25 protein-coding genes are annotated in these 26,742 nt (G+C 43.4%); 21 read left to right on the top strand and 4 right to left on the bottom strand.

The window, feature by feature from the left end; genetic code table 11:
* Positions 1-57: 57 nt before the first annotated feature.
* Both B4U37_RS19125 and B4U37_RS19120 read left to right on the top strand, forming a co-directional pair.
* Positions 58-678, top strand: coding sequence for a DedA family protein (locus B4U37_RS19125; protein WP_088019513.1), 621 nt, complete (start codon positions 58-60; stop codon positions 676-678).
* 120 nt (positions 679-798) lie between these two features.
* Positions 799-1,806, top strand: a complete 1,008-nt coding sequence (locus tag B4U37_RS19120; RefSeq protein ID WP_088019512.1) for a DUF1646 family protein — start codon at positions 799-801, stop codon at positions 1,804-1,806.
* Between the two features lie 54 nt (positions 1,807-1,860).
* Here the strand turns inward: B4U37_RS19120 and B4U37_RS19115 are convergent, their stop codons facing one another.
* Positions 1,861-2,718 carry a MurR/RpiR family transcriptional regulator gene (locus tag B4U37_RS19115; RefSeq protein WP_088019511.1) on the bottom strand — a complete coding sequence of 286 codons (858 nt, stop codon included), beginning with the start codon at positions 2,716-2,718 and terminating at the stop codon, positions 1,861-1,863.
* A gap of 172 nt (positions 2,719-2,890) precedes the next feature.
* Between B4U37_RS19115 and gnd the strand changes: the two genes are divergently transcribed.
* The 4 genes from gnd (at position 2,891) to B4U37_RS19090 (ending at position 8,796) form a co-directional block, all read left to right on the top strand.
* Positions 2,891-3,787: a phosphogluconate dehydrogenase (NAD(+)-dependent, decarboxylating) gene (gene gnd, locus B4U37_RS19110; RefSeq protein ID WP_088019510.1), complete on the top strand. Its 897-nt coding sequence runs from the start codon at positions 2,891-2,893 to the stop codon at positions 3,785-3,787.
* Positions 3,788-4,024: 237 nt separating this feature from the next.
* Positions 4,025-5,371, top strand: a complete 1,347-nt coding sequence (locus B4U37_RS19105) for a GntP family permease (protein ID WP_088019509.1) — start codon at positions 4,025-4,027, stop codon at positions 5,369-5,371.
* Positions 5,372-5,431: 60 nt separating this feature from the next.
* Positions 5,432-6,970, top strand: coding sequence for a gluconokinase (gene gntK, locus B4U37_RS19100; RefSeq protein ID WP_157663885.1), 1,539 nt, complete (start codon positions 5,432-5,434; stop codon positions 6,968-6,970).
* 371 nt (positions 6,971-7,341) lie between these two features.
* A complete protein-coding gene (locus B4U37_RS19090; protein ID WP_088018488.1) occupies positions 7,342-8,796 on the top strand; it encodes an IS1182 family transposase in 1,455 nt (484 codons plus the stop codon).
* Between the two features lie 111 nt (positions 8,797-8,907).
* On the opposite strand, the gene B4U37_RS22480 is transcribed toward B4U37_RS19090, so the two are convergent.
* Complete coding sequence (locus B4U37_RS22480) at positions 8,908-9,237, bottom strand: hypothetical protein (RefSeq protein WP_245840109.1); 330 nt, start codon at positions 9,235-9,237, stop codon at positions 8,908-8,910.
* A 150-nt stretch (positions 9,238-9,387) separates the two neighbouring features.
* Here B4U37_RS22480 and B4U37_RS19080 point away from each other — a divergent pair, with 150 nt between their 5' ends.
* The 3 genes from B4U37_RS19080 (at position 9,388) to B4U37_RS19070 (ending at position 11,803) form a co-directional block, all read left to right on the top strand.
* Positions 9,388-10,965, top strand: a complete 1,578-nt coding sequence (locus tag B4U37_RS19080) for a peptide chain release factor 3 (RefSeq protein ID WP_088019506.1) — start codon at positions 9,388-9,390, stop codon at positions 10,963-10,965.
* 136 nt (positions 10,966-11,101) lie between these two features.
* A complete protein-coding gene (locus B4U37_RS19075; protein ID WP_088019505.1) occupies positions 11,102-11,524 on the top strand; it encodes a hypothetical protein in 423 nt (140 codons plus the stop codon).
* A 54-nt stretch (positions 11,525-11,578) separates the two neighbouring features.
* Positions 11,579-11,803, top strand: a complete 225-nt coding sequence (locus B4U37_RS19070; RefSeq protein ID WP_088019504.1) for a DUF2198 family protein — start codon at positions 11,579-11,581, stop codon at positions 11,801-11,803.
* A 25-nt stretch (positions 11,804-11,828) separates the two neighbouring features.
* Here the strand turns inward: B4U37_RS19070 and B4U37_RS19065 are convergent, their stop codons facing one another.
* Positions 11,829-12,350: a hypothetical protein gene (locus B4U37_RS19065; RefSeq protein WP_157663838.1), complete on the bottom strand. Its 522-nt coding sequence runs from the start codon at positions 12,348-12,350 to the stop codon at positions 11,829-11,831.
* A gap of 210 nt (positions 12,351-12,560) precedes the next feature.
* Here B4U37_RS19065 and uvrB point away from each other — a divergent pair, with 210 nt between their 5' ends.
* Both uvrB and uvrA read left to right on the top strand, forming a co-directional pair.
* Positions 12,561-14,540: an excinuclease ABC subunit UvrB gene (gene uvrB, locus B4U37_RS19060; RefSeq protein ID WP_088019502.1), complete on the top strand. Its 1,980-nt coding sequence runs from the start codon at positions 12,561-12,563 to the stop codon at positions 14,538-14,540.
* 7 nt (positions 14,541-14,547) lie between these two features.
* Positions 14,548-17,424, top strand: a complete 2,877-nt coding sequence (uvrA, locus tag B4U37_RS19055; RefSeq protein WP_088019501.1) for an excinuclease ABC subunit UvrA — start codon at positions 14,548-14,550, stop codon at positions 17,422-17,424.
* 68 nt (positions 17,425-17,492) lie between these two features.
* Here uvrA and B4U37_RS19050 read toward each other — a convergent pair whose 3' ends face one another.
* Complete coding sequence (locus tag B4U37_RS19050; protein ID WP_088019500.1) at positions 17,493-17,900, bottom strand: hypothetical protein; 408 nt, start codon at positions 17,898-17,900, stop codon at positions 17,493-17,495.
* A gap of 282 nt (positions 17,901-18,182) precedes the next feature.
* Between B4U37_RS19050 and B4U37_RS19045 the strand changes: the two genes are divergently transcribed.
* From B4U37_RS19045 to hisG, 10 genes are all read left to right on the top strand, one after another.
* A complete protein-coding gene (locus tag B4U37_RS19045; RefSeq protein WP_088019499.1) occupies positions 18,183-19,403 on the top strand; it encodes a DUF4097 family beta strand repeat-containing protein in 1,221 nt (406 codons plus the stop codon).
* 1 nt (position 19,404) lies between these two features.
* Positions 19,405-19,605 (top strand): PspC domain-containing protein, encoded by a 201-nt coding sequence (locus B4U37_RS19040; RefSeq protein WP_088019498.1) that lies wholly within the window; start codon positions 19,405-19,407, stop codon positions 19,603-19,605.
* On the top strand, positions 19,602-19,964 hold the full coding sequence (locus B4U37_RS19035) for a phage holin family protein (protein ID WP_187441979.1): 363 nt from the start codon (positions 19,602-19,604) through the stop codon (positions 19,962-19,964). The genes B4U37_RS19040 and B4U37_RS19035 overlap by 4 nt, the downstream gene beginning before the upstream one ends.
* A gap of 349 nt (positions 19,965-20,313) precedes the next feature.
* Positions 20,314-21,252, top strand: coding sequence for an HPr(Ser) kinase/phosphatase (gene hprK, locus B4U37_RS19025; protein WP_088019495.1), 939 nt, complete (start codon positions 20,314-20,316; stop codon positions 21,250-21,252).
* 22 nt (positions 21,253-21,274) lie between these two features.
* Positions 21,275-22,141, top strand: coding sequence for a prolipoprotein diacylglyceryl transferase (gene lgt, locus B4U37_RS19020; RefSeq protein WP_157663837.1), 867 nt, complete (start codon positions 21,275-21,277; stop codon positions 22,139-22,141).
* Positions 22,142-22,197: 56 nt separating this feature from the next.
* Entirely contained in the window at positions 22,198-23,142 is a 945-nt protein-coding gene (locus tag B4U37_RS19015; protein WP_088019494.1) for a nucleoside recognition domain-containing protein, read from the top strand.
* A complete protein-coding gene (ppaX, locus tag B4U37_RS19010) occupies positions 23,132-23,782 on the top strand; it encodes a pyrophosphatase PpaX (protein ID WP_088019493.1) in 651 nt (216 codons plus the stop codon). Before B4U37_RS19015 ends, ppaX begins: the two co-directional genes overlap by 11 nt.
* Positions 23,775-24,287: an acyltransferase gene (locus tag B4U37_RS19005; RefSeq protein WP_088019492.1), complete on the top strand. Its 513-nt coding sequence runs from the start codon at positions 23,775-23,777 to the stop codon at positions 24,285-24,287. The genes ppaX and B4U37_RS19005 overlap by 8 nt, the downstream gene beginning before the upstream one ends.
* A gap of 634 nt (positions 24,288-24,921) precedes the next feature.
* Complete coding sequence (locus B4U37_RS19000) at positions 24,922-26,112, top strand: ATP phosphoribosyltransferase regulatory subunit (RefSeq protein WP_088019491.1); 1,191 nt, start codon at positions 24,922-24,924, stop codon at positions 26,110-26,112.
* Positions 26,109-26,738: an ATP phosphoribosyltransferase gene (gene hisG / locus B4U37_RS22290; RefSeq protein WP_010196879.1), complete on the top strand. Its 630-nt coding sequence runs from the start codon at positions 26,109-26,111 to the stop codon at positions 26,736-26,738. The genes B4U37_RS19000 and hisG overlap by 4 nt, the downstream gene beginning before the upstream one ends.
* Positions 26,739-26,742: the final 4 nt, after the last annotated feature.

The raw sequence follows: 26,742 nt of genomic DNA, 5'->3' as shown, positions 1-26,742 counted from the left end.
CAAAAGCATTTTACCAAAACCCACAATTTCATACATTGATAACTTGGAGGAAAAAACTTGTTCGAAGAAATCATTTTAACTTTCATAGAATCATTTAAAGGCCTATCTTATTTTGGTGTGGTCTTAGCCTTGACGTTTGAATTCATTCCGGCAGAGCTTGTTCTACCTCTTGTCGGTTATTGGGCTTATCAAGGGGATATGAACCTTATTCTTGCAATTTTAGCAGGAAGTATAGGCGGGGTTACTGGTCCCTTGACACTATATGCCCTTGGTAGGTTTGGAGGCAGGCCTCTACTCGATAAGTATGGAAAGTATTTTTTTATTCGTGAAAAGGATATGGCAACAGCGGAGGGTTTTTTCGTAAAATATGGTGCCGTCATTGCCTTTCTTGGCAGATTTATTCCTGGGGTGCGGACCGTTATCTCGGTTCCGTGCGGGATGGCAAAAATGAACATAGTGTTATTTATCGCTTACACTTATCTTGCGATGCTCCCAATAACGGCAGCCTATGTATACGTGGGATTCCGTTTTGGTCCTCAGTGGGCAGACGCGGCATCTGTCATTTCCGTCTACCTAAAACCTTTAGGAATCGGGATATTGCTAGTGCTGCTTGTTATACTAATTTTTAGATATAGAAAAAACCAAAAGGTGAATAAGACCCGTGAAAAGTACAGTTGATGCCCAAAAGTTAAAGGGCGTTTCCTTAGAACCCCAGTAAACTCCAGGCATGTTTGTCCAATAACTGCATATACATGAACCGTTATCTAAAGAATTCTTCAGACAGCGGGAGTGTGAAAAATGGATTTCGGACTGATATCGATTTTTCTGGTCGTGTTACTGGGACCTTTACTTATTAAAAAAATAGAAGAAAATATGGAAGTATTCTTGTTGAGCATGGGGATCCTTGCCAGTATGGTTAGCGGGGTCTACAATGAACACCTTTTCTTCATTGCTGCAACTGATCCCATCTTCATTTCACTCGCCGTCTTAATGGCGGGCCTGGTTTTCAGATGGTTGCAGATGCCGTTTAGTCGAATTCTCCACTTTTTGAAAAATAGAGTCCCATTTAAGTTATTTATCTTTTTACTTGTTGTGTTTCTTGGACTAATCTCAAGTGTCATTACCGCAATTATTGCTGCGCTCCTATTAGTATTCATCGTGGTAGGACTTGATCTGGAAAAGAAAGAACAAATCAGGCTGACCGTCCTTTCTTGTTTTTCCATAGGACTTGGTGCAGCACTTACGCCAATCGGAGAGCCTTTATCCATTGTGACAATCAGTAAATTGAACGGGGATTTCTTTTACCTATTAAGGCTGATTGGCAAGGATGTCCTATTATCTTTATTCTTGTTCGGCTTGCTTGCTGCCTTCATGGTGAAAGCACCAGGAGCTAACGAGATGGTGCGCAGTGCGAAGGACAGGGAAAGTTATGAGGAAATCTTTGTTCGAGGCTTGAAGATTTACTTCTTTGTCATGGGTCTGACTTTTCTTGGTGCAGGATTTGAGCCATTTGTCTCCACCTATTTTTTAGGAATGGATCCTTCTGTTTTGTACTGGTTCAATATGTCCTCGGCCATTTTGGATAATGCGACATTGGCGGCCGCTGAGATTAGTGCCGAGCTGGATCCGGCAGTCATTCGGGTGATTTTACTTGGCCTCATGATAAGTGGAGGAATGTTGGTGCCTGGAAATATTCCGAATATCATTGCAGCTGGAAAACTTGGGATTACAAGTAAAGAGTGGGCAAGACATGGGGTTCCAGTTGGACTTGGAGCGATGGTCATTTATTATTTTATTGTCTTATAGAACTAAAAAAACACGGAAGTCACTTTGATGACTTTCGTGTTTTTTGTGTGAAGCCTATACGCGCTTCACCGATATCGCAGCACGCACCTTCTGCAAAGCCTCTTTTCCCTCATCCTTTTTCGCCATAAGCACATTTACATAAATGGCATCAATCATGGCAAGCTGGGCGATACGAGAAGACAGTGCCTCTGACCTGTAATCCGTTTCTTCTGACATTGTGTACAGTGCGATGTCCACTCCTTGGCTTAACGGAGATTTGGCAAAATTGGTGATGCCGATTGTCTTCACTCCACTTGCTTTCACCACTTCAAGAATGTGCATCATATCCTTGGATGCCCCAGTATGAGAAATGATGATGGCCACGTCTTCATCTGTCAGTTGGCTGGCAGACATAAGCTGCATGTGGGTATCAGACTGAACGTTCACCGAAACCCCTGTCCGAATAAGTTTATGATAGGCGTCCATCGCGATGACATTAGAACCGCCGCTTCCGAACAACTCCACTTTTCGTGCTCCGAGAATGGCGTTGATAACCTGGTGAAACGCTTCGTCATCAAGGATCTTCAACGTATCTTCAAGCGTTTTAATATTGGAACGGAACACTTTTTCCGCAATCGTTTTTTCGCTGTCATGTTCCATAATATTTTCATGAATATCTTGAATAGGTTCGACAATTTCCGTTGCGAGTGCAATTTTCATTGCCTGATAGCCCTTAAAGCCGATCCGCTGGCAAAAACGGAATACGGTGGAGTCCGCTACACCGAGATCATCCGCAACCTGATTGATGGTGCTGTGGACAATTCTTTGTGGATTATTGAGGATATAGTCCGCGATGACTTGCTCCTTCCCCCTGAATTGTGGATAGTGGGAACGTATGCGCATCATGCAGTATTGCGATTCTTGTCTGTTCATGGTGCGACCCTCCAGAAATAGTAATCTACTATCTATCATAAAGAGGTTTCAAAAAAAAAGAAACTATTTTTTGATAACGCTTGCATTTCGGGGAATTTTTTTTCATAATAGGGACAAGACAAAAAATATTTTTCGATACTTAGCTTTGAATGAAGAAGGGAGTTTCAATTTTATGAAACTAGCAATGATTGGTTTAGGCAAGATGGGATACAACCTTACATTAAACTTAATAGATAACAAGCATGAAGTAGTTGCGTTTGATGTCGATAATGAAAACGTTGTCAAAAGCGAACAGGCTGGTGCAACTGGTGCTTACTCCATCGAGGAAGCATTAAGCAAACTGGAATCACCAAAAGTGGTATGGATGATGGTGCCAGCTGGTGAGATCACAGAAAATGTGCTTTCAGAGATTAGTAGATTAGTAACAGAGGGAGACATCATCATCGATGGAGGAAATTCCAACTACAAAGACACATTAAAGCGTGCCGAAGAGCTTGCTGCAAAAGGAGTCCACTACTTGGATGTAGGGACAAGCGGCGGGATGGAAGGCGCTCGCAACGGAGCTTGCACCATGGTCGGCGGAAATGAAGAAGCGTTTAAACACGTGGAGGCACTTTTCCAAGATATTTGTGTAGAAAACGGATACTTATATGCAGGAAAATCCGGTAGTGGTCATTTCTTGAAAATGGTTCACAACGGTGTGGAGTACGGCATGATGCAAGCAATCGCAGAAGGCTTCGACATCCTTGAAAAAAGTGATTTCGATTTTGACTATGAGAAGGTTGCGAGAGTTTGGAACAACGGATCCGTCGTTCGCTCATGGCTCATGGAACTAACAGAAAATGCTTTCAGCAAAGATGCGAGATTAGAAGGCATCAAAGGCGTTATGCATTCATCGGGTGAGGGTAAATGGACAGTAGAGACTGCTCTTGACCTCCAAGCCGCAGCACCAGTCATCGCCCTATCCCTAATGATGCGCTACCGCTCCCTTGAGCCCGATACCTTCTCCGGAAAAGTAGTCGCAGCACTACGAAACGAATTCGGCGGACACTCAGTAGAGAAGAACTAAATTATTTTAAGTAGATTACGAGAGACGTCATAGTTAATGAAAATTCCTCCTGATGACTGGAGTGCAAGATGTGAGACTCCAGCGGGGGATAACGGTAGCTTGAGACCCCACAGCGAAGCGAGGAGGCTCAAGCACACGTCCCGCGGAAAGCGAACATCTGGAACGGAAGTCATCAGGAAGTATACGTAAAAACATTACTTTTTCTAAATAGAGCTAATTAACAAGGAGGAACAAATCATGTCAGGATCCATGCTAATCCTAATCGCAGCAGCAGCAATATTCGTCCTACTATTCCTAGTCATCCGCACCAAACTACACGCATTCGTAGCCCTGCTGTTAGTCAGCTTACTAGTAGGTATCGCATCAGGCATGCCGCTAAATGAAGTCACCGCATCCGTCCAAAACGGAATGGGAGGCACCCTCGGGTTCGTTGCAGTCGTAGTCGGACTAGGTGCCATGTTCGGTAAAATGCTAGAAGTTTCAGGTGGGGCAGAAAGACTTGCTCAAACACTAATGAAGAAATTCGGTGAAGAAAAGTCCCAGTGGGCACTTGGTATCACAGGTTTCTTAGTGGCAATCCCAGTATTCTTTGATGTAGGTTTCATCATTTTAGTGCCAATCGTGTATGGCTTGGCGAAAAAAACAGGAAAGTCCCTTTTACACTACGGTATTCCGTTGCTAGCTGGTCTTGCTGTAACGCACAGCTTCATCCCGCCAACTCCGGGACCGATCGCAGTAGCTGATTTAATCGGTGCAGATCTTGGATGGGTTATCCTGTTTGGTGTTATCGCAGGTATTCCGGCGATGATTTTAGCTGGTCCAGTGTTTGGTAAATATATCGGGAAGAAAATTCACGTTGTTGTACCAAAATATATGGAGATTGATGAAGATAAGGTATATGAAAAGGATCTACCAGGATTCGGACTTATTGCTTCTATTATTTTAGTACCATTAGTGTTGATTTTAGTGAATACGTTTTCAACGGTTATGTTTGAAGAGGGTCACATCGTTCGAGAGATTACGACATTTGTCGGTCATCCGTTCGTAGCATTGACTATTGCAACATTATTGACGTTCTACTTCCTTGGAACGAAGCGCGGTTATACAAAACAAGATGTACAAGATATCGCAACAAAAGCGCTTGAGCCAGCTGGTATCATCATCCTTGTAACAGGTGCCGGTGGAGTGTTCAAGCAGGTTCTAATCGACTCTGGTGTTGGTGATGTTCTTGGTGAAATGATGGCAGGATCTGCATTGCCTCCAATTGTCCTAGCGTTCTTGATCGCAGCGGCAGTCCGCGTGGCGCAAGGATCCGCAACCGTTTCAATGGTAACGGCAGCAGGACTAATCACACCATTAATCGGAATCATGGGTCTGGAAGGGCCTGTACTTGGTCTAATCGTTATCTCGATTGCTTCTGGAGCAACGGTTCTATCCCACGTAAACGACTCCGGTTTCTGGTTGGTAAACAGATACTTCGGCCTTGATGTAAAAGATACATTAAAATCTTGGACGGTCATGGAAACCATCATCGGACTCGTAGGTTTTGCAGTAGCGGTAATTATTGGTATATTTATAGGATAAGTTAAAGTAGGGTCAAGGAGCTATTTCCTTGGCCCGTTGTGATTTTGAATCAAGGAGGACATCACCATGACAACATACATGCTAGGCGTTGATATAGGAACAACAAGCACAAAGGCGGTTCTTTTTACGAAGAATGGTAAAGTAAAAAGCCAACATGCCGTGGAATATCCTTTGTACACTCCAGAAATGGGTGCAGCAGAACAGGATCCCGACGAAATTCTCGAAGCGGTGGCTGTTTCGATTAGAGAAACTATTCTCAAAAGTGGCATCGATACCACAGAGCTTTCCCATGTGAGCTTCAGTGCAGCGATGCACAGTCTGATTGCCGTAAATGAAGCAGGAATTCCGTTGACGAAAAGCATCACGTGGGCCGACCAGCGCAGTGAAAAATGGGCGAAGAAAATTAAAAACGAATGGAATGGCCATGAGATATACATGAGAACCGGGACACCGATTCATCCGATGTCTCCTTTGGCAAAACTTGTTTGGTTGCGAAACGAACATCCAGAAACGTTTGAAAAAGCATCTAAATTCATCTCCATCAAAGAATATGTGTTTCACAAGTTTTTTGGAGAGTATGTAGTGGATCATTCCATTGCGTCGGCAACAGGAATGCTGAACTTAAAAAATTTGAATTGGGACGCGGGCGCACTTGGAGTTGCCGGTGTGACACCTGGCAAGCTTTCCCGACTTGTCCCAACAACAGAAATCATCACAGGATTGCAACCAGAGTGGGCAGTAAAACTTGGCTTACATGCTGATGTAAAATTTGTAGTTGGTGCAAATGACGGCGTGCTTTCCAACCTTGGGGTAAACGCAGTTCAACCAGGCGTGGTCGCGTTAACCATTGGAACAAGCGGGGCGATCCGTACCGTTGCGGACAAGCCGGTAACAGATCCAAAGGGTAGAACATTCTGCTATGCTCTGACAGAAAATCATTGGGTAATTGGTGGTCCTGTCAACAATGGCGGCATGATTATGCGCTGGCTTCGTGATGAATTTTGCCAAGCGGAAGTGGAAGAGGCGAAAGCACTGGGCGTTGATCCTTATGATGTCATGACAGCAAAAATTGCTCAAGTGAAGGCGGGTTCAGAGGGCGTTCTTTTCCATCCTTACCTGACAGGTGAACGTGCACCGTTATGGAATGGAAACGCACGTGGATCCTTTTATGGACTTGGCATCCACCATAAAAGAGAGCATATGATGCGCGCGGTATTAGAAGGAATCAATCTTAACCTTTATACAGTCTTGTTGGCATTAGAAGAGATTATCGGAATTCCTGAAAAGATTCATGCTACAGGCGGATTTGCCCGTTCAAAAGTATGGTGCCAGATGCTTTCGAACATTTTCAATCAGGAAGTAAGCATACCGGAAAGCGTGGAAAGTTCTTGCCTCGGTGCTGCGGTGCTCGGATTGTATGCACTCGGTGAAATTGATTCGTTTGATGTGATGAATGAGATGGTTGGGACGACGAATGGGTATGAACCTGACCAGGCGGAAGTGGAAGTGTATAAAGAACTGACGCCATTGTTCATTCGATTAAGCCGTTTGTACGAGCAAGAGTTTGATGCGGTGGTGGCGTTTCAGCAGAGGAAATAAGGAAGATTGGCTGATGAACGGTTGATTTCCGTTCCAGGCGCTTCGCTTGCCTGCGGGCGGTCCGTGAGCCTCCACACTTCGTTGGAGGCCACTGAAAAAGTTCTTAATTTTAGATATTGTTAAGACACCGCTTTTGATTTCCGCAAATGGCTTCGCTTTCCGCGGGGCGACCTTGAGCCTTCTCACTTCGTTGCGGGGTCTCAACAATGTCGCTTCTTCCCCCGCTGGAGTCTACGCCATTTGCTCCATTCAAAAGATAAAAATTGAATGTACAATTCGTACTTAATTAAGCAGAAGAATGTTTAAATTACAACTTTCTTCTGCTTTTTTGTTTTATAATATTTTTATAAAAAGTTTTAGGTGGTATCCAAATGATTTCTAATCAAGAGTCCTTTAACCTTAGCCCATTCTCAGCGATATATGATATCGTAGTCCCCAAAAATAATATGCTTCGTCAAATAAATGAACTAGTAGATTTCTCTTTTATTCTTGATGAACTAAAAACAAAATACTGTTTGGATAATGGTCGTAACGCTATCCCGCCTATTCGTATGTTCAAATACTTGTTGTTAAAATCTATTTATGATTTGTCAGATGTTGATGTTGTTGATCGATCCCAATACGATATGTCATTTAAGTATTTTCTCGAGATGGCTCCAGAAGATCGTGTCATTGATTCAAGTTCATTAACGAAATTTCGAAAGCTCCGTCTTAAAGACGTGGGATTATTAGATATGCTTATAGAGAAGACAGTTGAGATTGCATTAGAAAAAGGAATCATAAAAACCAATACCATAATAATAGATGCCACCCATTCAAAAGCTCGATACAATCAAAAGTCCGCGACTGAATTTCTACAAGAAAAATCAAAAAATGTGAGAAGAGCTATTTACCAGATAGACGAATCGTTAAAATCAAAGTTACCACAGAAGACGACATCTAATGATGTCGAAGAGGAATTAGCTTATTGCCGTAAAGTGATTGATACGGTAGATGAAATCCCGCAAGTTGCTTCTATACCAGCAGTTAGGGAGAAGTTAAATATACTGAAAGAAGTTGTGGAAGATTACACAGAACAAATAAGTTATTCCAATGATCCAGATGCTCGCAAGGGACATAAAACTGCTGACTCCTCTTTTTTCGGATTTAAAACTCATATCGCAATAAGTGAAGAACGTATTATTACAGCTGCAGTTATTACAACAGGTGAAAAAAGTGATGGGAAATACCTTCCTGAATTAATTGAGAAAACCGTAAAAGCTGGGATGGAAGTTGATACAGCCATTGGAGATACCGCTTACTCAGAAAAAAATAATATCTCCTACACAAAAGAGAATAATATAGCACTCATCTCTAAATTAAATCCTGTTATTCAAGGGACTCGTACAAAAGAGGATGAATTTGAGTTTAATAAGGATGCAGGCATGTATGTATGTAGGGCGGGACACCTGGCATTTAAGTTAAGACGACAAGGCAAGAAAAATGTGGCGAAAAACCGACGTGAAACCTATTACTTTGATATCGAAAAGTGTAAGGTCTGTCCTTTCAAAGAAGGTTGTTATACAGAAGGTGCAAAAAGTAGAACATACTCTATTACTATAAAATCAACAGAACATAAAGAGCAGGAGGAATTTCAAAATACCGAAGGTTTTAAAGAAAAGGCGAAATCCAGATATAAGATTGAAGCGAAAAACAGTGAACTAAAGCATAGACACGGGTATGATACAGCCTCCTCCGCGGGTCTATTAGGTATGGAGGTACAAGGTGCCACAGCGATATTCGCTGTCAACCTAAAGAGAATACTAAAACTAATAAATGAAAAATAGTAAAGTACAACGTTTATAGGGCAACTTTTTATCCTTTTCGGAGAAAAAGTTGCCCCTTTTTTTGTGAATCTCATTTCTGAATGTTTTTCATTCAAAAATAATTATAGTTTTTCAGTGGCCTCCTTCGTTGCGGGGTCTCACCTGTCCCTTCCTCCCGCGGGCGTCTGCGCACCTTCCACTGCAATCAACTGGAAACAACATTGAATGAAATTCCTTCATCCACTTTTTTTCAGAAAATAAATAAAGAACGACATTCTCCCGGTCACCACCATAGCGAGATTGTCGTTCTTTTTTGTACAGCTGATTCAGTTTTTCTTTTTTCGTCTTGGTTGTTTTGGTTGTAAGATTTGCAAGGGCATAGATGCCGCGTCCATTCTCTGGGTTGCGCTTGCCTTCGCGGACTTGCTTGTCACGAAGCTTTTTTGCCTTACTTTTTGCCAAAATGATCACTCCTAACATATATTTACAAAGAGTATAACCGAGAATAGGAATAATGGAAATAGGTTTTCGTTGGATTGCTATATTTTTCTCGCGCTGATTTCTGTTATAATAGCACTATTGTGTAATTTTTGAGAGGTAGGTACGGAAACTGTGAAAAATGAACTTTTAAATAAAGAGATAGATCGCCGCAGAACCTTTGCGATTATATCCCACCCGGATGCCGGGAAAACGACCTTGACGGAGAAACTGCTTTTATTCGGTAACGTTATTCGTTCTGCAGGTACGGTAAAAGGGAAGAAGTCTGGAAAATTTGCAACATCTGACTGGATGGAGATTGAAAAGAAACGTGGAATCTCCGTAACGTCGAGTGTTATGAGTTTTGAATACATGGATAGGCATATCAATATTTTGGATACGCCAGGACACGAAGATTTCAGTGAAGATACGTATCGTACATTGACTGCCGTGGACAGTGCCGTGATGATCATCGACTGTACAAAAGGGGTCGAGCCGCAGACTATCAAGCTTTTCAAAGTTTGTCGTATGCGTGGTATTCCGATTTTCACGTTCATCAACAAATTGGACCGTGAAGGTAAAGAGCCATTGGCGCTTTTGGAAGAGATTGAAGAAGTGCTTGGAATCGAATCTTATGCGATGAACTGGCCGGTTGGAATGGGAAAACGCTTCTTGGGTGTTTACGACCGTTACAATGAAGTGTTCATCCGATATCAAGGAAAAGACGAAGAAGATCGCATTCCGTTCAAGGAACTGGATGCAGTGGAGGAAATCTCTACTCACCCAACTTTTATCCAAGCAAAAGAAGACTTTGAACTGTTGGAAGAGGCCGGAAATGACTTTGACATCAACAAAGTGAAAAATGGATTGCAGACGCCGGTATTCTTCGGAAGTGCGATCTCCAACTTCGGAGTGGAAATGTTTTTCCGTACGTTCTTGGATTTAGCTAGTGAGCCGCAGCCGCGTCAGACAGAAGAGGGTACGGTTGAGCCTAAATCTGGAGAGTTCTCCGGGTTTATCTTCAAAATCCAGGCGAACATGAATCCTGCTCACCGCGACCGTCTTGCCTTCTTGCGTATCTGCTCGGGTGTATTCGAGCGTGGAATGACGGTTACGGTAAGCAGAACAGGTAAATCCATTAAATTGACGCAGTCTCAACAGTTCCTGGCATCTGACCGTGAAACGGTAGATCATGCGTACCCTGGTGACATCATCGGTATTTATGATCCGGGTGTGTATCAGATTGGTGACTCTCTGTTCAGCGGTGGCAATCAAAAAGTTGAATTCGATGAGATCCCGACGTTTGCTCCTGAACTTTTCGTAAAAGTAGAAGCGAAAAACGTCATGAAAGGGAAGCAGTTTGGAAAAGGTATCACCCAGCTTGTGCAGGAAGGTGCCATCCAGTTGTTCCGTCAATACGGTACAGAAGCCTACATTCTTGGAGCGGTTGGTCAGCTTCAATTGGACGTATTTGAGTACCGCATGAAAGGCGAGTACAACGTGGAAGTTGTCTACAACATGATCGGCTCGAAAATTCCTCGTTGGTTGGAAAGCCAAGACGTGGATACTTCGTTGTTTGATTCGCGTAACATTTTGGTGAAAGACCGCAACGACCAGTATGTTGCCTTGTTTGATAACGACTTCTCGTTACGCTGGTTCCAAGATAAAAATCCGAAAATCGGCCTGATTGATATTATGGCGGAAGAGGACTAAGTAAAAGACAGCTCAACATTCCTTATAGGGTGTTGAGTTTTTTTTGCATGTAGCTTTAATCATTGGATAAAAGATTAAAAACTCTATAGAAATTGCCGATATAATAACCAAAAGCACGGGATTAGGGGGCAATTTTGTGGGGGATCAAGACGATAAGTTACTGTGGCTAGGTTTATATAGAACAAGACATTACGTAGTTGGTGGGATGACGATTTTACAGGTGAATGGCCGTGAAGTGACGACAGGCAGTACGAAAGTATACATGGAAGAGCTTAATATGGAAAAATTGCGTTTTATTAGTCGTGTGGAGATTCCGGAAAATAGTAAAGTGCTATTAGGCTTGAAGTTCAAGGTGGCTAACCAATTGCTTGAGTTTAAAGCCAAGATCCTTGGTGTGCAGGCAAATGTAAAAAAGAGAAGATATACATACTTGGTAGAGTTTTTAATAGAAAATGATAAAGACACGCAGTCCCTCGTTACATTTGTAAATAAAATTCAGTTGGCTAATAAACAGAAGAAATTGAGAAGCGTGACAGAGATAGCTGTGGAAGTGGAATGAATGTTATACTAACAATAGAAGATTTTCGGATGAGATAGAAAAGAGGTTTTCAGATTGTTAGTAAAGCTGGTTTTAGCGTTGATTATCCCTGCGCTGCTCGTAGTCCTTTTCACAAGAGTGACCTATAACCTTTACGTGGGTACAGGTTTGGCGGCAGCCCTCATTTTAGTTTCCATTTTTAAAGGACATGGGAATGAATGGTATGTTATTTTAGTGGACGTCCTTTCTCTAGTGTTCGGATTTTTGTATTCAAAGCGCATGGTAGGGAAATTCAAATAGAAAAAGAGGGAGCGGCATTTCCGAATTACGGAATGTCTGCTCCCTCTTTTGCCTTTTGTGCGGATTGTTGATAGTTGGCCAATTCTTCTTGCTCTTCAGTGGTCGTCGACTTGAGGCTGGCGGGCCTTACTACCCAAAGCGGGTCTTTGCCAAATGTCTCTCCGTATCCGGTAAGAACGCCTTCGAATGTCAGTACGTCCCCAACTTCTGGTGTATGATTTAATTCGTCTGCAAAAGTAACGAGGATTGCTGGTAGAAGCGGTTCCTGCAGCTCGTACGTTGAGTTGTTTTCTACACGTGTCACCGTTGCAGTCCACCTAATGGCTTTATCTTTATTATCTTTTATAAAATCATGCACATACTCGCCATCCACTTCACTGTAGGTTAGTTCTACCCCGGGATTTTCCAATGCACGTTCATCTAGATAAGGAAAGTCTAGCGTTTCTTCGGGAATATCGTTGAATGAACAGCCTGTTATTAACACAATAATCCAACCTATGCAGAACAATTTTCTATAATTCTTCCTGATAAAAAACTTTTTCATCATAAATCTCCTCAAAACCAGTTTCCGATTCCTAATACATGATAATGATAAGAATATAGAAAACACTCTTAAAACGCAACAGACTCGGGTATAGAGAAAAAAGGCTATTTATATAAAAAAGCGAATATCAGTTCGTATTTTTGTTGTTTTGGGCATGTAATGTGGTAGAATATTGGTATAGGTTAGATGAACGGAAATGGAGGCTTTTTGTGGATGGAACAATTTGAGTTAGTTTCTGGATATAAGCCGGATGGAGATCAGCCGACCGCGATCGCGGAGATTGTGGAAGGCCTTAAAAACGGGAAAAAGCATCAGACACTCCTTGGTGCTACTGGTACCGGTAAAACGTTTACTGTCTCCAATGTGATTCAGGCAGTAAATAAACCAACATTAATCATCGCCCACAACAAAACGTTGGCAGGGCAATTATATAGTGAGTTTAAGGAGTTCTTCCCTAACAATGCAGTTGAATATTTTGTTAGTTATTATGACTACTATCAACCGGAAGCGTATGTACCTTCCACCGATACTTTCATAGAAAAAGACGCAAGCATTAATGACGAAATTGATAAGCTTCGCCACTCGGCAACGGCTTCGCTTTTCGAGCGGAACGACGTAATCATCATTGCCAGTGTGTCATGTATTTATGGATTGGGGTCACCGGAAGAATACCGTGATCTTGTCGTCAGCTTAAGAACGGGAATGGAAAAAGAACGGAATGTCTTGCTACGCGACTTAGTAGACATCCAATACAGCAGGAATGATATTGACTTCAAGCGCGGAACATTCCGGGTTCGTGGTGATGTAGTGGAGATTTTCCCAGCATCCCGTGACGAACATTGTATTCGTGTGGAATTTTTCGGAGACGAAATCGACCGCATACGAGAAGTGGATGCACTAACAGGGGAGATTCTTGGAGATCGTAACCATGTTTCCATATTCCCTGCATCCCACTTCGTAACCCGCGAAGAGAAGATGAAAAAGGCCATCGTCAATATTCAGGCAGAACTAGAGGAGAGACTGGAAGAACTTCGCGAAGCAGGAAAACTTCTAGAAGCTCAGCGACTGGAGCAGCGAACCCGATATGACCTGGAAATGATGGCGGAGATGGGCTTTTGTTCTGGAATCGAGAACTACTCCCGTCACTTGACACTTCGTCCTGCGGGCTCAACGCCATACACACTGATGGACTTCTTTCCGGAAGATTTTCTATTGGTCATTGACGAGTCCCACGTTACGCTTCCGCAAATCAGAGGGATGTTCAATGGGGACCAGGCGCGAAAACAAGTTCTAGTAGACCATGGTTTCCGCCTGCCGTCAGCAAAGGATAACCGTCCATTAAGGTTTGAGGAGTTTGAAAAGAAAACAGCCCAGCTTGTCTATGTTTCGGCCACACCAGGACCATACGAGCTTGAGCATACACCAAAAATGGTCGAACAAATCATCCGACCGACCGGACTGCTTGATCCGATTATTGAAGTTCGTCCGATAAAAGGCCAGATTGATGATCTTATTGGTGAAATTCATAAACGTGTGGAAAAGGATGAAAGGGTCCTTGTCACCACCTTGACGAAGAAGATGTCTGAAGATCTTACAGCATACTTAAAAGAGCTAGGTATTAAAGTTGCGTACTTGCATTCTGAAATCAAGACGCTTGATCGGATTGAAATCATTAGAGAATTAAGAATGGGAAAACATGATGTTCTGATCGGGATCAACCTATTGAGGGAAGGTCTCGATATTCCGGAAGTGTCGCTTGTCACCATTTTAGATGCGGACAAAGAAGGTTTTCTCCGTTCCGAACGATCCTTGATTCAGACCATCGGACGAGCAGCGCGTAACTCAAATGGTAAAGTCATTATGTACGCAGATAAAATAACGAAGTCTATGGATATTGCAATATCTGAAACAAAGCGTCGCCGAGAAATACAAGAGGCATATAACTTGGAGCATGGCATAACGCCGACAACCATCAAGAAAAAAGTTCCGGAACTTATCCGCGCGACATTTGTAGCTGAGGAAGATGGCAATTACGATGGCAAAGCACCGTCACTAAGACCGAAAAACAAGAAAGAAAGAGAAAAGCTCATAGAAAGCATGGAGCAGGAAATGAAAGATGCTGCAAAAGCGCTCGATTTCGAACGTGCAGCCGAGCTTCGTGACCTCATCTTGGAGCTCAAAGCGGAAGGATGACATAAGGATGGCAATGGATAAAATAGTGGTAAAAGGGGCCAGAGCCCATAACTTAAAAAACATAGATGTAACAATTCCCCGCGATAAATTAGTGGTGTTAACAGGGCTGTCAGGATCGGGGAAATCCTCTCTTGCCTTTGACACCATCTATGCGGAAGGTCAGCGCCGATATGTGGAGTCCCTTTCTGCCTATGCGCGCCAATTCCTTGGGCAGATGGACAAACCGGATGTGGATGCGATTGAAGGACTCTCACCTGCCATCTCCATCGACCAGAAGACGACAAGCCGAAATCCTCGTTCTACTGTTGGAACGGTAACAGAAATCTACGATTATCTACGTCTTCTTTTCGCACGGGTAGGCAGACCGACATGTCCGAAGCATGGTATTGAGATTTCCTCTCAAACCATTGAACAAATGGTAGACCGGATCATGGAGTACCCGGAACGGACCAAACTTCAAATTCTTGCGCCGGTGATCCAAGGCCGCAAAGGAACGCATGTGAAAACACTTGAGGATATAAAAAAGCAAGGATATGTGCGTGTGCGTGTGAACGGTGAAATGATGGAAATCTCCGACGATATTGAGTTAGAAAAGAACAAAAAGCATTCCATCGAAGTAGTGATAGACCGCATTGTGGTAAAAGAAGGCGTGGAAACCCGTCTGTCCGATTCATTGGAATCTGCTCTTAGACTTGGGGAAGGGAAAGTAATTGTGGACGTAATTGGAGAAGAGGAACTTCTCTTCAGCGAGCATCATGCTTGTCCACAATGTGGATTCTCCATAGGTGAACTAGAACCAAGAATGTTCTCTTTCAACAGTCCTTATGGGGCTTGTCAAAAGTGTGATGGGCTGGGTACGAAACTGGAAGTGGACATTGATTTGGTGATGCCGAACAAGAACCTCAGCCTCAAAGAGCACGCCCTTGCACCTTGGGAGCCGACAAGTTCACAATATTATCCACAAATGCTGCAAGCGGTTTGTAATCACTTTGGCATTGACATGGATGTACCTGTGAAAGATATCCCCAAGAATCTTTTGGATAAAGTCCTTTATGGCAGTGGGAAAGAAGAAATTTACTTCCGCTATGAAAACGACTTTGGACAAGTGCGGGAAAGCTACATCATCTTTGAAGGAGTTATCCCCAATGTGGAAAGACGCTACAAGGAGACAAGCTCGGATTACATCCGTGAACAGATGGAAAAGTATATGGCGCAGCAACCATGTCCTGCTTGTAAGGGGAACCGTTTGAAGTTAGAAAGCTTATCGGTGCTTATCAACAATAGGCATATCGGAAATGTGACTAACTTTTCCATTGTCGAAGCATTGGACTTCTTTGATAGCCTTGAGCTGACGGAGAAAGAAAAAAAGATTGCCCATATGATTCTTCGTGAGATTGAGGAACGTCTAGGTTTCTTGAATAATGTCGGGCTTGATTATTTGACGATGAGTCGTTCTGCCGGGACGCTTTCAGGTGGAGAGGCGCAACGGATTCGTCTTGCCACCCAAATCGGCTCCAGATTGACAGGAGTTCTGTATATTCTCGATGAGCCATCTATCGGACTTCATCAGCGCGATAATGACCGACTCATTCAGACGCTCAAAAACATGCGCGATATCGGCAACACGTTAATTGTCGTGGAGCATGATGAAGATACCATGATGGCAGCGGACTACTTGCTTGATATCGGACCTGGAGCGGGTGTGCATGGAGGTCAGGTCATTTCAGCTGGTACACCTGAGGAAGTGATGAACGATGAGAGCTCCTTGACAGGTCAATATCTCTCAGGTAAGAAATTCATTCCACTCCCGACAGAAAGAAAAGTCGTCAAGGACCGTTTCATTGAAGTCATCGGTGCGAACGAAAATAACTTGAGTAATGTGGATGTAAAAATTCCGCTTGGCTGTTTTGTGGCTGTTACAGGGGTGTCAGGATCAGGGAAAAGTACGTTGATCAACGAAATTTTGCATAAGGCTCTTGCCCAACGTTTGCATAATGCGAAAACCAAACCTGGACTGCATAAAGAGATCCGAGGGATTGACCATCTTGATAAAGTAATTGATATCGATCAGTCCCCGATTGGAAGAACGCCACGTTCGAACCCTGCGACATATACCGGAGTATTTGATGATATCCGTGACGTATTTGCATCTACCAATGAAGCAAAAGTTCGTGGTTATAAGAAAGGTCGTTTTTCGTTCAATGTGAAAGGCGGACGCTGTGAGGCGTGTCGAGGGGACGGAATTATTAAAATCGAAATGCATTTCCTTCCTGATGTGTATGTGCCATGTGAAGTGTGTCATGGGAAACGTTATAACCGTGAAACGCTTGAAGTACAGTATAAAGGAAAGAATATAGATGATATTTTGAAGATGACCGTTGAGGATGCGGTGAGCTTCTTTGAAAACATTCCAAAAATCAAGCGGAAGCTGCAGACTATATATGATGTGGGCTTAGGTTATATTACGCTTGGTCAGCCTGCGACCACTTTATCTGGTGGAGAAGCGCAACGTGTCAAACTTGCATCAGAATTGCATCGTAGATCTACAGGTCGTTCCCTTTATATCTTGGATGAACCGACAACTGGCTTACATGTGGATGACATCTCGAGATTGTTGAAAGTTCTACAACGATTAGTAGAGAATGGGGATACCGTACTGGTTATTGAACATAACTTAGATGTTATTAAAGCAGTGGATTACATGGTCGACCTTGGTCCTGAAGGTGGAGACAAAGGCGGCAGCATCATTGCGACTGGTACACCTGAAGAAGTTATTGAAATAGAAGCTTCTTATACGGGGCAATATCTTCGACCAGTTTTACTCCGTGACCGTGATCGAATGAATCAGAAAGTAAAGAAGGTTGAAGCGGTCAGCAAAGGATAGTTTTGAGGTATAGAGTAAAAAGAAGGACGGTTACGCCAATTCGGCAACCATCCTTCTTTTTTGTGTTTCTATTGGTTTGTCTCTTGTTCTTGAACTTTCTTTTTAATAATATCTTGTAAGAATCGAACATCCATCTCATAGGTTTTATCCTTGAAACGAATTTCGCCAGTGTTTTCGTTTAGTTTTCCTATCAGGTGAAAAGAGGCACTTTGAATCTTGTACTCTTTTGACGCTTCATCATAGTGAAAGTCTGCTTTATCTATTTCATTCGTTACAACAGGACGAATGGTGTTTTCCACATAATTAGAAGAAGACTCAGTGAAATCGGGACCCAGTACGCCAAAGAAAATCAAACCGGCAAGTATCAGTCCAATCAAAACCAGTTTAGATAAAATGCTTTTCAAGAAAGGAATAACCACAAATAAAACGACCAGCACAATAATGATAGTCAACAAATGATCCATAATAAAATCCATATTCATTTCACTCCTTCCACACAATCTATACCCAGAAACTAGCACCATTATACCATTAGGAGAGAAGGAGACTCAAAGAAACCAAATTGAATCCCAAAACACAACAAACAAATAAGACTTGAGGCGTACGACATGGTTTAAAAAAATCCTGCCGGGGTCTGACCCCTTTTCGAAATTTTTATGCAACAATAAAAGTATAAGTGGAAAGTGAAACTTTTGGGTGTGTTCGGTCGTAGAGGTAGTATAGATGAATTCATAGGCTATAAAGGGAGGATGTTATGTATGGAAGAGCGTAAGCGTATTTTGAAGTTGGTGGAGGAAGGGAAGCTGACGGCGGAAGAGGCGATTATTTTATTGGAGAGTTTGGAGAAGAATAGTGAAGAGAAGAATTTGCGGCAGGATGAAATTGTTTCTGAGCTTACGAAGGACGCGAAAGGTTCTCAGGAAGCAGAAGACAATATCTTTAAGGCACTGTCTTCAAAGGTATTTTCCAATGCCAATTTTATACATGGTTCCGGCTCGGCAGGTTCATCGTCGAGCGGATCAAGCTCTTTTGATAAATCCAAATTTGATTCTTACAGCAAACAGGCGTCCTCCTTCAAAAATAACATCTTAGATTTTGTTGGTAGTGCGCTGCAGAAGATTAAAGACTTGGATTTGGATTTCAACTTTGGACCTTCTATCTCCATTCAACATATTTTCCAGCAATCAGATGTGCATTTGCAGCATATCGACCTTGATGTGGCGAATGGCGCAGTTAAGGTGGTTCCTTGGAAAGAGAATGATGTGAAGATAGAGTGTGAGGCGAAGGTTTATGAAGAGAACTCACAAGATGACGCGCGCAAGGCTTTCTTGAGTGAAGTACTATTTTCCATTGAAGCTGGGAAACTACGTTTTTCTGTCCAAAAGAAGCATATAAAAGTGAATGCTACGGTTTATGTTCCAGAAGAAAAATACGACAGCTTGAATATCCGCATGTTTAATGGACCGATATCAGGGGAAGGTTTACATGTAAAGTCGATGAAAATGAAGTCGGCGAATGGCTCGTTGACTTGGGAGAACCTAAAAAGCGACTACATTGAAGCGGAAACGGCAAATGGTCATATACAATTGACAGATTGCGACGCGAAAGAAATCGAAGCAGAAACAATCAACGGCATGTTGAAAGTTCGCGGAGATATCGAAAAACTGGATGTTCAAAGCTTTAATGGAAATGTGGTTGGTGAATTGACTGGATCTGCTGCACGTTCCATTATGGCAAAAACAAAAACAGGCAGTGTGGACCTGTTCATTCCAACTGTTAATGCAGTTGAGGCAGAGTTAAAAACGAATCTTGGAAGCTTTACATGCGAGGTTCCGGGGATGGATATTGTGGAGGAGAAAAATGAAGTGGTACAAAAGTCGCTTCATTTTAAGGCGAAAAAAGAAGATGCTCCGCTCACATACATCTTTGCGGAAACTAATACAGGTTCCATTTTAATTAAACCATATGAGGTGAAGTAATATGAAACGTCTTATCCGTTCCAAGAACGACCGCAAGCTTGCGGGTGTGCTTGGAGGCTTAGGGAAATATTTAGGAGTAGACTCCAATCTGTTGCGTGTTATTTTTGTCATCCTTTTATTCCCGACAGGAGTAATGCCTTTGATTGTGACGTACTTTGTTTTAACATTTCTACTCCCTAATGAAGAAACAGAGATACGCTGATGAGATGGGCAATCAGTATTCTCGTTAATGCATTGATATTAATCGTGGTCGCAGGCTATTTTGACTCGTTCCAGCTGAGTGGTGTCGGAGCGGCGATCATTGCAAGTTTAATTTTGGCAGTGTTGAATACGATAGTAAAACCGATTTTGGTTATTTTGACATTGCCTGTCACGTTGCTTAGTCTTGGGTTGTTCTTGTTTGTCATCAATGCCATCACGCTAATGTTGACTGCTTTCTTGATGGGAGATGCCTTCAATATTGATGGGTTTGGAACGGCCATATTGGCAGCGATTGTTATATCTATATTAAATTTGCTAATCCAGAAGGCGATTGTCGAGCCTTTGCAAAAAAAGAATTAACAAGAAACGCGAACCTGATTTCTCAAAGGTTCGCGTTTTTTGATTCCGTTTGAAACCGCTGTTGATTTCCGCAAACGGCTTCGCTTTCCGCGGGGCGACCTTGAGCCTCCTCACTTCGTTGCGCGGTCTCAACAATGTCGCTTCTTCCCCCGCTGGAGTCTTCGCCTTTTGCTCCAATCAACAGCTATGATAGTACAAACTCCTAGTAAATCATCCTCCCCCAAACCTCACACTTAATAAAAAAGTCAAATAGTGCTAAAATGAGAAAAGGTTGTTTTTACATAGGAAGCATGACACTCATTTTGAAATACAGCATCAGGGTGTTTCCATACTTAAGGAGGTTTTGGCTGTGCCAAAGGTTCGGACAAAGGATCTGATTGAGAAGTTTAATTTTGAATTGATTGGTGGGGAAGAGGGCGTGAACCGTCCGATCGCGACAAGTGATATTTCCCGACCTGGTATAGAGATGGCAGGTTATTTTACCTACTATCCGGCAGAGCGAATCCAGTTGCTTGGAAAAACGGAGCTGTCTTTTTTTGAAAGGCTTACGCCAAAGGAGAAAAGAGAGCGTATGAGTCAGCTCTGTACGGACATCACTCCGGGAATCATTGTTTCAAGGGACATGGAGGTTCCGCCTGAGCTTGTGGAAGCCGCAGAGTACGAAAGTGTGCCACTAATGCGCTCCCCGATGAAAACGACGAGATTGTCCTCCCATTTGACCAACTATTTAGAAGGAAAGCTTGCACCGACAACAGCTGTACATGGTGTGCTTGTCGACATCTATGGAGTTGGCGTGCTGATCACTGGGAAAAGCGGCGTTGGTAAAAGTGAGACGGCGCTTGAGCTTGTAAAAAGAGGACACCGTCTTGTGGCGGATGATTGTGTTGAAATCAGACAGGAAGATACGGATACACTTATCGGGAACTCTCCTGAACTGATTGAACATCTGCTTGAAATCAGGGGACTAGGTATCATCAACGTCATGACCCTTTTCGGAGCAGGAGCTGTACGTAGCTACAAACGTATCACGCTTGTCATTAACCTTGAGCTCTGGGATAAAAACAAGCAGTACGACCGCGTTGGGTTGGATGAAGAAAAGATGAAAATTATTGATTCTGAAGTCACACGCTTGACGGTTCCTGTTCGTCCTGGGCGAAACTTGGCTGTTATCATTGAAGTGGCCGCGATGAATTTCCGCTTGAAGAGAATGGGCATGAATGCTGCCGAACAGTTCTCCAACCGTCTGTCAGGTGTCATTAATAATGAAAGCGAGCATGAAGACATTTAAAAAATAATGGAGTGTGGGGAATATGTTGTTAGGAAACATTGAGCCGTTAAATCCAGTCATGATCAGTTGGCCGATAACGGTTTACTGGTATGGGGCAATCATTGGAACAGGAGCCCTGCTTGGTTTATGGCTGGCCACAAGGGAGTCCGAAAGACGGGGGCTAAACAAAGATGTATTTGTAGATCTTGTCTTGTTTGCCATTCCGATCGCAATTTTATGTGCAAGGCTATATTATGTAGCGTTTCAGTGGGATCATTATTCACAAAATCCAGGTGATATTTTAAAAATATGGGAAGGTGGACTGGCAATCCATGGGGGACTGATTGGAGCCATTACCACTGGGGTTATTTTTGCAAGAATACGAGGCATTTCATTCTGGAAGCTTGCCGATATCGGTGCACCAAGTATCCTTCTTGGTCAGGCAATTGGACGCTGGGGAAATTTCATGAACCAAGAAGCGCATGGTGGAGAAGTAACGAGAGCGTTCTTGGAAGGACTTAACCTGCCGGATTTCATCATCAACCAAATGTACATTAACGGTACCTATTATCACCCAACGTTCCTTTATGAGTCCATCTGGAATTTTGTTGGAGTCGGATTGCTTCTACTACTGAGAAAAGTAAACCTAAGACGTGGGGAACTCTTCTTAAGTTACGTGATTTGGTATTCCATCGGACGCTACTTCATTGAAGGAATGCGTACGGACAGCTTGATGCTGACCGAATCTTTAAGAATTGCACAAGTTATCTCCATTGGTCTGATTGTCCTTGCCATCGCACTTATCATTGTGCGTCGTGTACTTGGCATGGCCAATAGACGATATTTAGATCCGGAAAATAAAGAACGTTATATGGATTCAAAGAAAAATACGCCTGAAGCGACTAAATAAGCAAAGCCTCCAACAGATAAAAAATGGAGCGGCTACTTCAAAGGGGGAGGAGCTTCATGATGCAAACATTTAAACGCGGGCTGATGGTGGGGCTCGGGACGACGTGGACACTGGGGAAAGTCATTTTCCCAGTTACCCTCCTTGTCGGCATCCTTCAACATACACCAGTCTTGCAGTACCTGATCAACGCTATTGCGCCGATCATGGGGATTTTCGGCCTGTCAGGTGAAGCAGCAATTCCGCTTGTGATTGGGAATTTCCTAAATCTTTATGCTGGAATCGGTGCCATCCTCACCTTGGACCTAACTGTAAAAGAGGTCTTTATTTTAGCGGTGATGCTCTCTTTCTCCCATAATCTTTTAGTAGAATCAACCGTCGCGGCAAAAGTAGGGTTGAAAATATGGGTGATTTTAGCGGTGCGACTAGGCCTTGCTTTTTCAGCAGGAATTATCATCAACCTGGTTTGGAAGGGTGGAGGCGAGCTTGCCCAGTATGGGATGGTCGCTAAATCCGAAGAGGTTGTAACTGGCTTTTTTCCTATTATTCTCGATGCCACCCAGCGAGGTTTGATGGGAATTTTACAGCTTGCGATTATCGTCATTCCACTTATGATCCTCGTGCAATACATGAAAGAGCTTGGCTGGTTGGCTGTATTTTCTAAATGGATGGGGCCATTCACTCGTGTGCTCGGAATGAAAGAGAATACGTCGACAACAATGGCGGCAGGTCTAGTGATCGGCCTTGCCTATGGAGCAGGAGTTATGATTCAGGCCGTAAAAGAGGATAATGTAAGTAAGAAAGATTTGACTCTTGCCTTTATTTTTCTCGTTGCCTGTCATGCGGTGGTGGAGGATACATTGATTTTCATTCCGCTCGGCATCCCTGTATGGCCGCTGCTTGCCATCCGTGTTACAACAGCCATTCTCCTTACGATAGCCGTCGCTTTCATTTGGAAACGGCTAGAACTTGCAAAAAGAAAGGAAGCCTCTTATGACCATTAATACCGTGCTTTTTGATTTAGATGGAACGTTAATAGATACGAACGACCTGATTATCGAGTCGTTCCTTCACACTTTAGATCATTATTATCCGGAGCAATATGGACGTGAAGACGTACTGACTTTCCTCGGTCCGCCTTTATACGATACGTTCGTGAAAATGGATGAATCGAAAGTGGACGAAATGGTTGCACATTACCGTGCCTTCAATATGGCCAAACATGACGATTACGTAACAGAGTTCGAAGGAGTAGTAGAAACAGTGAAGCTTCTTCATGAAAAAGGTCTAAAGCTTGGCATCGTGACGACAAAAATGCGTCAAACAGTGGTGATGGGCCTTAAGTTAACAGGTCTTGACCAGTTCTTTGATGTGGTAGTCTGCCTTGATGATGTTACCAATGCCAAACCAGATCCAGAACCAATCCATCTTGCCCTGCAACAGCTTGGTTCAACGCCTGATGAGGCAATCATGGTCGGCGACAACTTTCATGATATTTTAGCCGGAAAAAATGCCGGAACGAAAACGGCTGCAGTGAGCTGGACAATCAAAGGAGTGGAATACCTTCAATCCTTCGAACCGGATTACACCCTGATACGTATGCAAGACCTGCTGCCAATAGTGGGAGTGACAGAGGGTGAGTAGACGGACGACCCGTTACCCGGTGGAGGGCGCAAATTCTCTATGGCACGTCTACAAAACCGTCCCTTTTTTAAAAGTGGTGAAAAATTTCGCCGTCATTCAGATTGCCAGGTACACACCGTTTCTCGGAATGAAAAACTGGCTTTACCGTACCTTCTTACGCATGAAAGTAGGCGAGCAGACCTCTTTCGCCTTAATGGTCATGCTTGATGTCATGTTTCCGGAAAAAATAAGCGTCGGCCGCAACACAGTAATTGGCTATAATACCACCATCCTTGCCCACGAATACCTAGTCAAGGAATACCGCCTTGGCGATGTGGAAATCGGCAGCGAAGTTATGATTGGCGCCAACACCACCATCCTTCCCGGCGTGGTGATCGGCGACGGCGCCATCATCTCCGCCGGAACACTCGTACATAAAGACGTCCCAGAAGGTGCCTTCGTCGGGGGCAACCCCATGCGCGTCATCTATACCAAAGAGGAAATGCAGGAGCGGATGAGGTTTTAGTTGGCTGGCGAGTTGGGAAGAAGCTCAGCTAGCGTATGAAGACATGTCAGGCGCAATTTTTGAGCCAGAGGAGTCTTCATAGCCGTTATGAAGACGTGTCTAGCATGAATATTGAGCGAGGGAAGTCTTCATAGCCGTTATGAAGACATGTCTAGCATGAATTTTGAGCCAGAGGAGTCTTCATAGCCGTTATGAAGACATGTCTAGCATAAATTTTGAGCGAGAGAAGTCTTCATAGCCGTTATGAAGACATGTCTAGCATGAATATTGAGCCAGAGGAGTCTTCATAGCCGTTATGAAGACATGTCTAGCATAAATTTTGAGCGAGAGAAGTCTTCATGGGCATTATGAAGACATGTCTAGCATGAATATTGAGCGAGAGAAGTCCTCATAGCCGTTATGAAGACCTGGCAAGCGTCAATATTGATCCAGCGAGGTCTTCACCAATAATTCAATCACAATCTTCTACATAACAAGCACTTTGTCTCCAAGGATAAAGTGCCTTTTTTTACCCAAAATAGAGTAAGGCACAACCCGGACCGTTAACACTTGACCAAAAAGCTTCATTTTGTTAGTATGTTACCATATTAGTGAACTAAAGGATTTCAGATTATTTTAAAAGGTGGGTATCCACATGTCAAACTCAAAACTATTCATGTTCGAAAAACCACTAGGAATGCGGGACACGCTTCCTTCCTTATATGAAGCAAAACAGAACGTCAAAAACACGATGACAGCAGAGATCAGTCAATGGGGCTATCAGTTTATGGAAACCCCGACACTTGAATACTACGAAACCGTAGGCGAAGCATCGGCCATTCTGGACCAGCAACTGTTCAAGCTGCTCGATCAGCAGGGGCATACGCTAGTGTTAAGACCGGACATGACAGCACCGATTGCTAGGGTGGCAGCTTCCAGACTTTTAAATGAAGGCTATCCGCAGCGACTTGCTTACTCAGCTAATGTTTTCCGTGCCCAACAGAATGAAGCGGGTCGACCGGCAGAGTTTGAGCAAATAGGTGTTGAGTGCATTGGTGACCGTTCCATCAGTGCCGATGCCGAGATGATTGCCTTGCTTGTAGCACTACTCAAAAACACAGGATTATCAACGTTCACGGTCGCGATCGGTCATATCGGATTTTTACAGGAGATTTTCCTCGACATAGTAGGTAATGAAGAACGCGCGGCAACGTTAAGAAGATACTTATATGAAAAAAATTATGTAGGGTACCGGGAGCATGTGAAAAATTTGCCCTTATCTTCCATCGATAAAAAACGCCTTTTAAGCTTATTAACGCTAAGAGGAGATTCCTCCAACATTGAGCTTGCAAAAGAAGTGCTGGATGGAGATGCAGGAAAAAAAGCGGTCAAAGAGCTTGAGCAACTGTGGACGATGCTTGAAGCATATGGTGTAGCAGAGTTTGTGAAACTTGATTTGAATATTGTCAGTCATATGAGTTATTACACAGGGATTGTGTTTGAAGCGTATGCAGGCAACATCGGCTTTCCAATCGGAAATGGCGGGAGATATGATAAGTTGTTCCAAAAATTCAACCGTGAGAAGTCGGCAACAGGTTTCGGAATTCATTTAGACCGTCTTTTAGAAGCAAAAGGCGTGAAAAAGGCAGAAGTGAAGATACATGGAGTTCTGTTCAGCCAAGAAAGAAGAGAAGAGGCGATTGCATTTGCCACTTCTAAGAGAGAAGCAGGAGAAAAAGTAATCGTCCAAGACATTGCAGGGGTGGAAAATGTGGATGCATGCACCGCGTCCTTCAGCGAAGTAACCTTTTTTCTTGGAAAAGCTAGAAAGGAGAGCGAAGCATGAGCGTACTGACAATTGCGATGCCAAAAGGGAGGATTTTTGAAGAGGCGGCTCAATTGCTTGTTCAAGCGGGATATAACATTCCTCCCGATTTGGAGAATTCCAGAAAGCTGATTATTGATGTACCGGATGAAAACATGCGCTTTATTTTAGCTAAACCGATGGATGTGACTACATATGTGGAGCATGGTGTGGCCGATGTCGGAATTGCCGGCAAGGACGTGATGCTTGAAGAAGAGCGGGATGTCTATGAAGTGCTTGATCTCAAGATAAGTGACTGCTACTTGGCGGTGGCGGGCTTACCCGGAACGGAAATGAAAGATGTGGCACCAAAAATTGCGACCAAGTATCCGGGTATTGCTTCAAGCTACTACCGCGAGCAAGGGGAGCAGGTAGAAATCGTCAAACTGAACGGGTCGATCGAATTAGCCCCGTTGATCGGGTTGTCCGACCGGATTGTGGATATCGTATCCACAGGACGAACGCTTAAAGAGAACGGATTAGTAGAGTTTGAGCGAATTGTGGATATCACATCCCGATTGATTGTTAATCCTGTGAGTTACCGGTTAAAAGACAAGCAGATAGATGAACTTGTGGATAGATTAGCAGAGGTAGTTGGAGAGGTGTAAAAAA

Origin of the sequence: Sutcliffiella horikoshii (assembly GCF_002157855.1) — a bacterium.
GTDB lineage: Bacteria > Bacillota > Bacilli > Bacillales > Bacillaceae_I > Sutcliffiella_A > Sutcliffiella_A horikoshii_C.
This window is presented reverse-complemented; position numbering and strand designations above follow the sequence as displayed.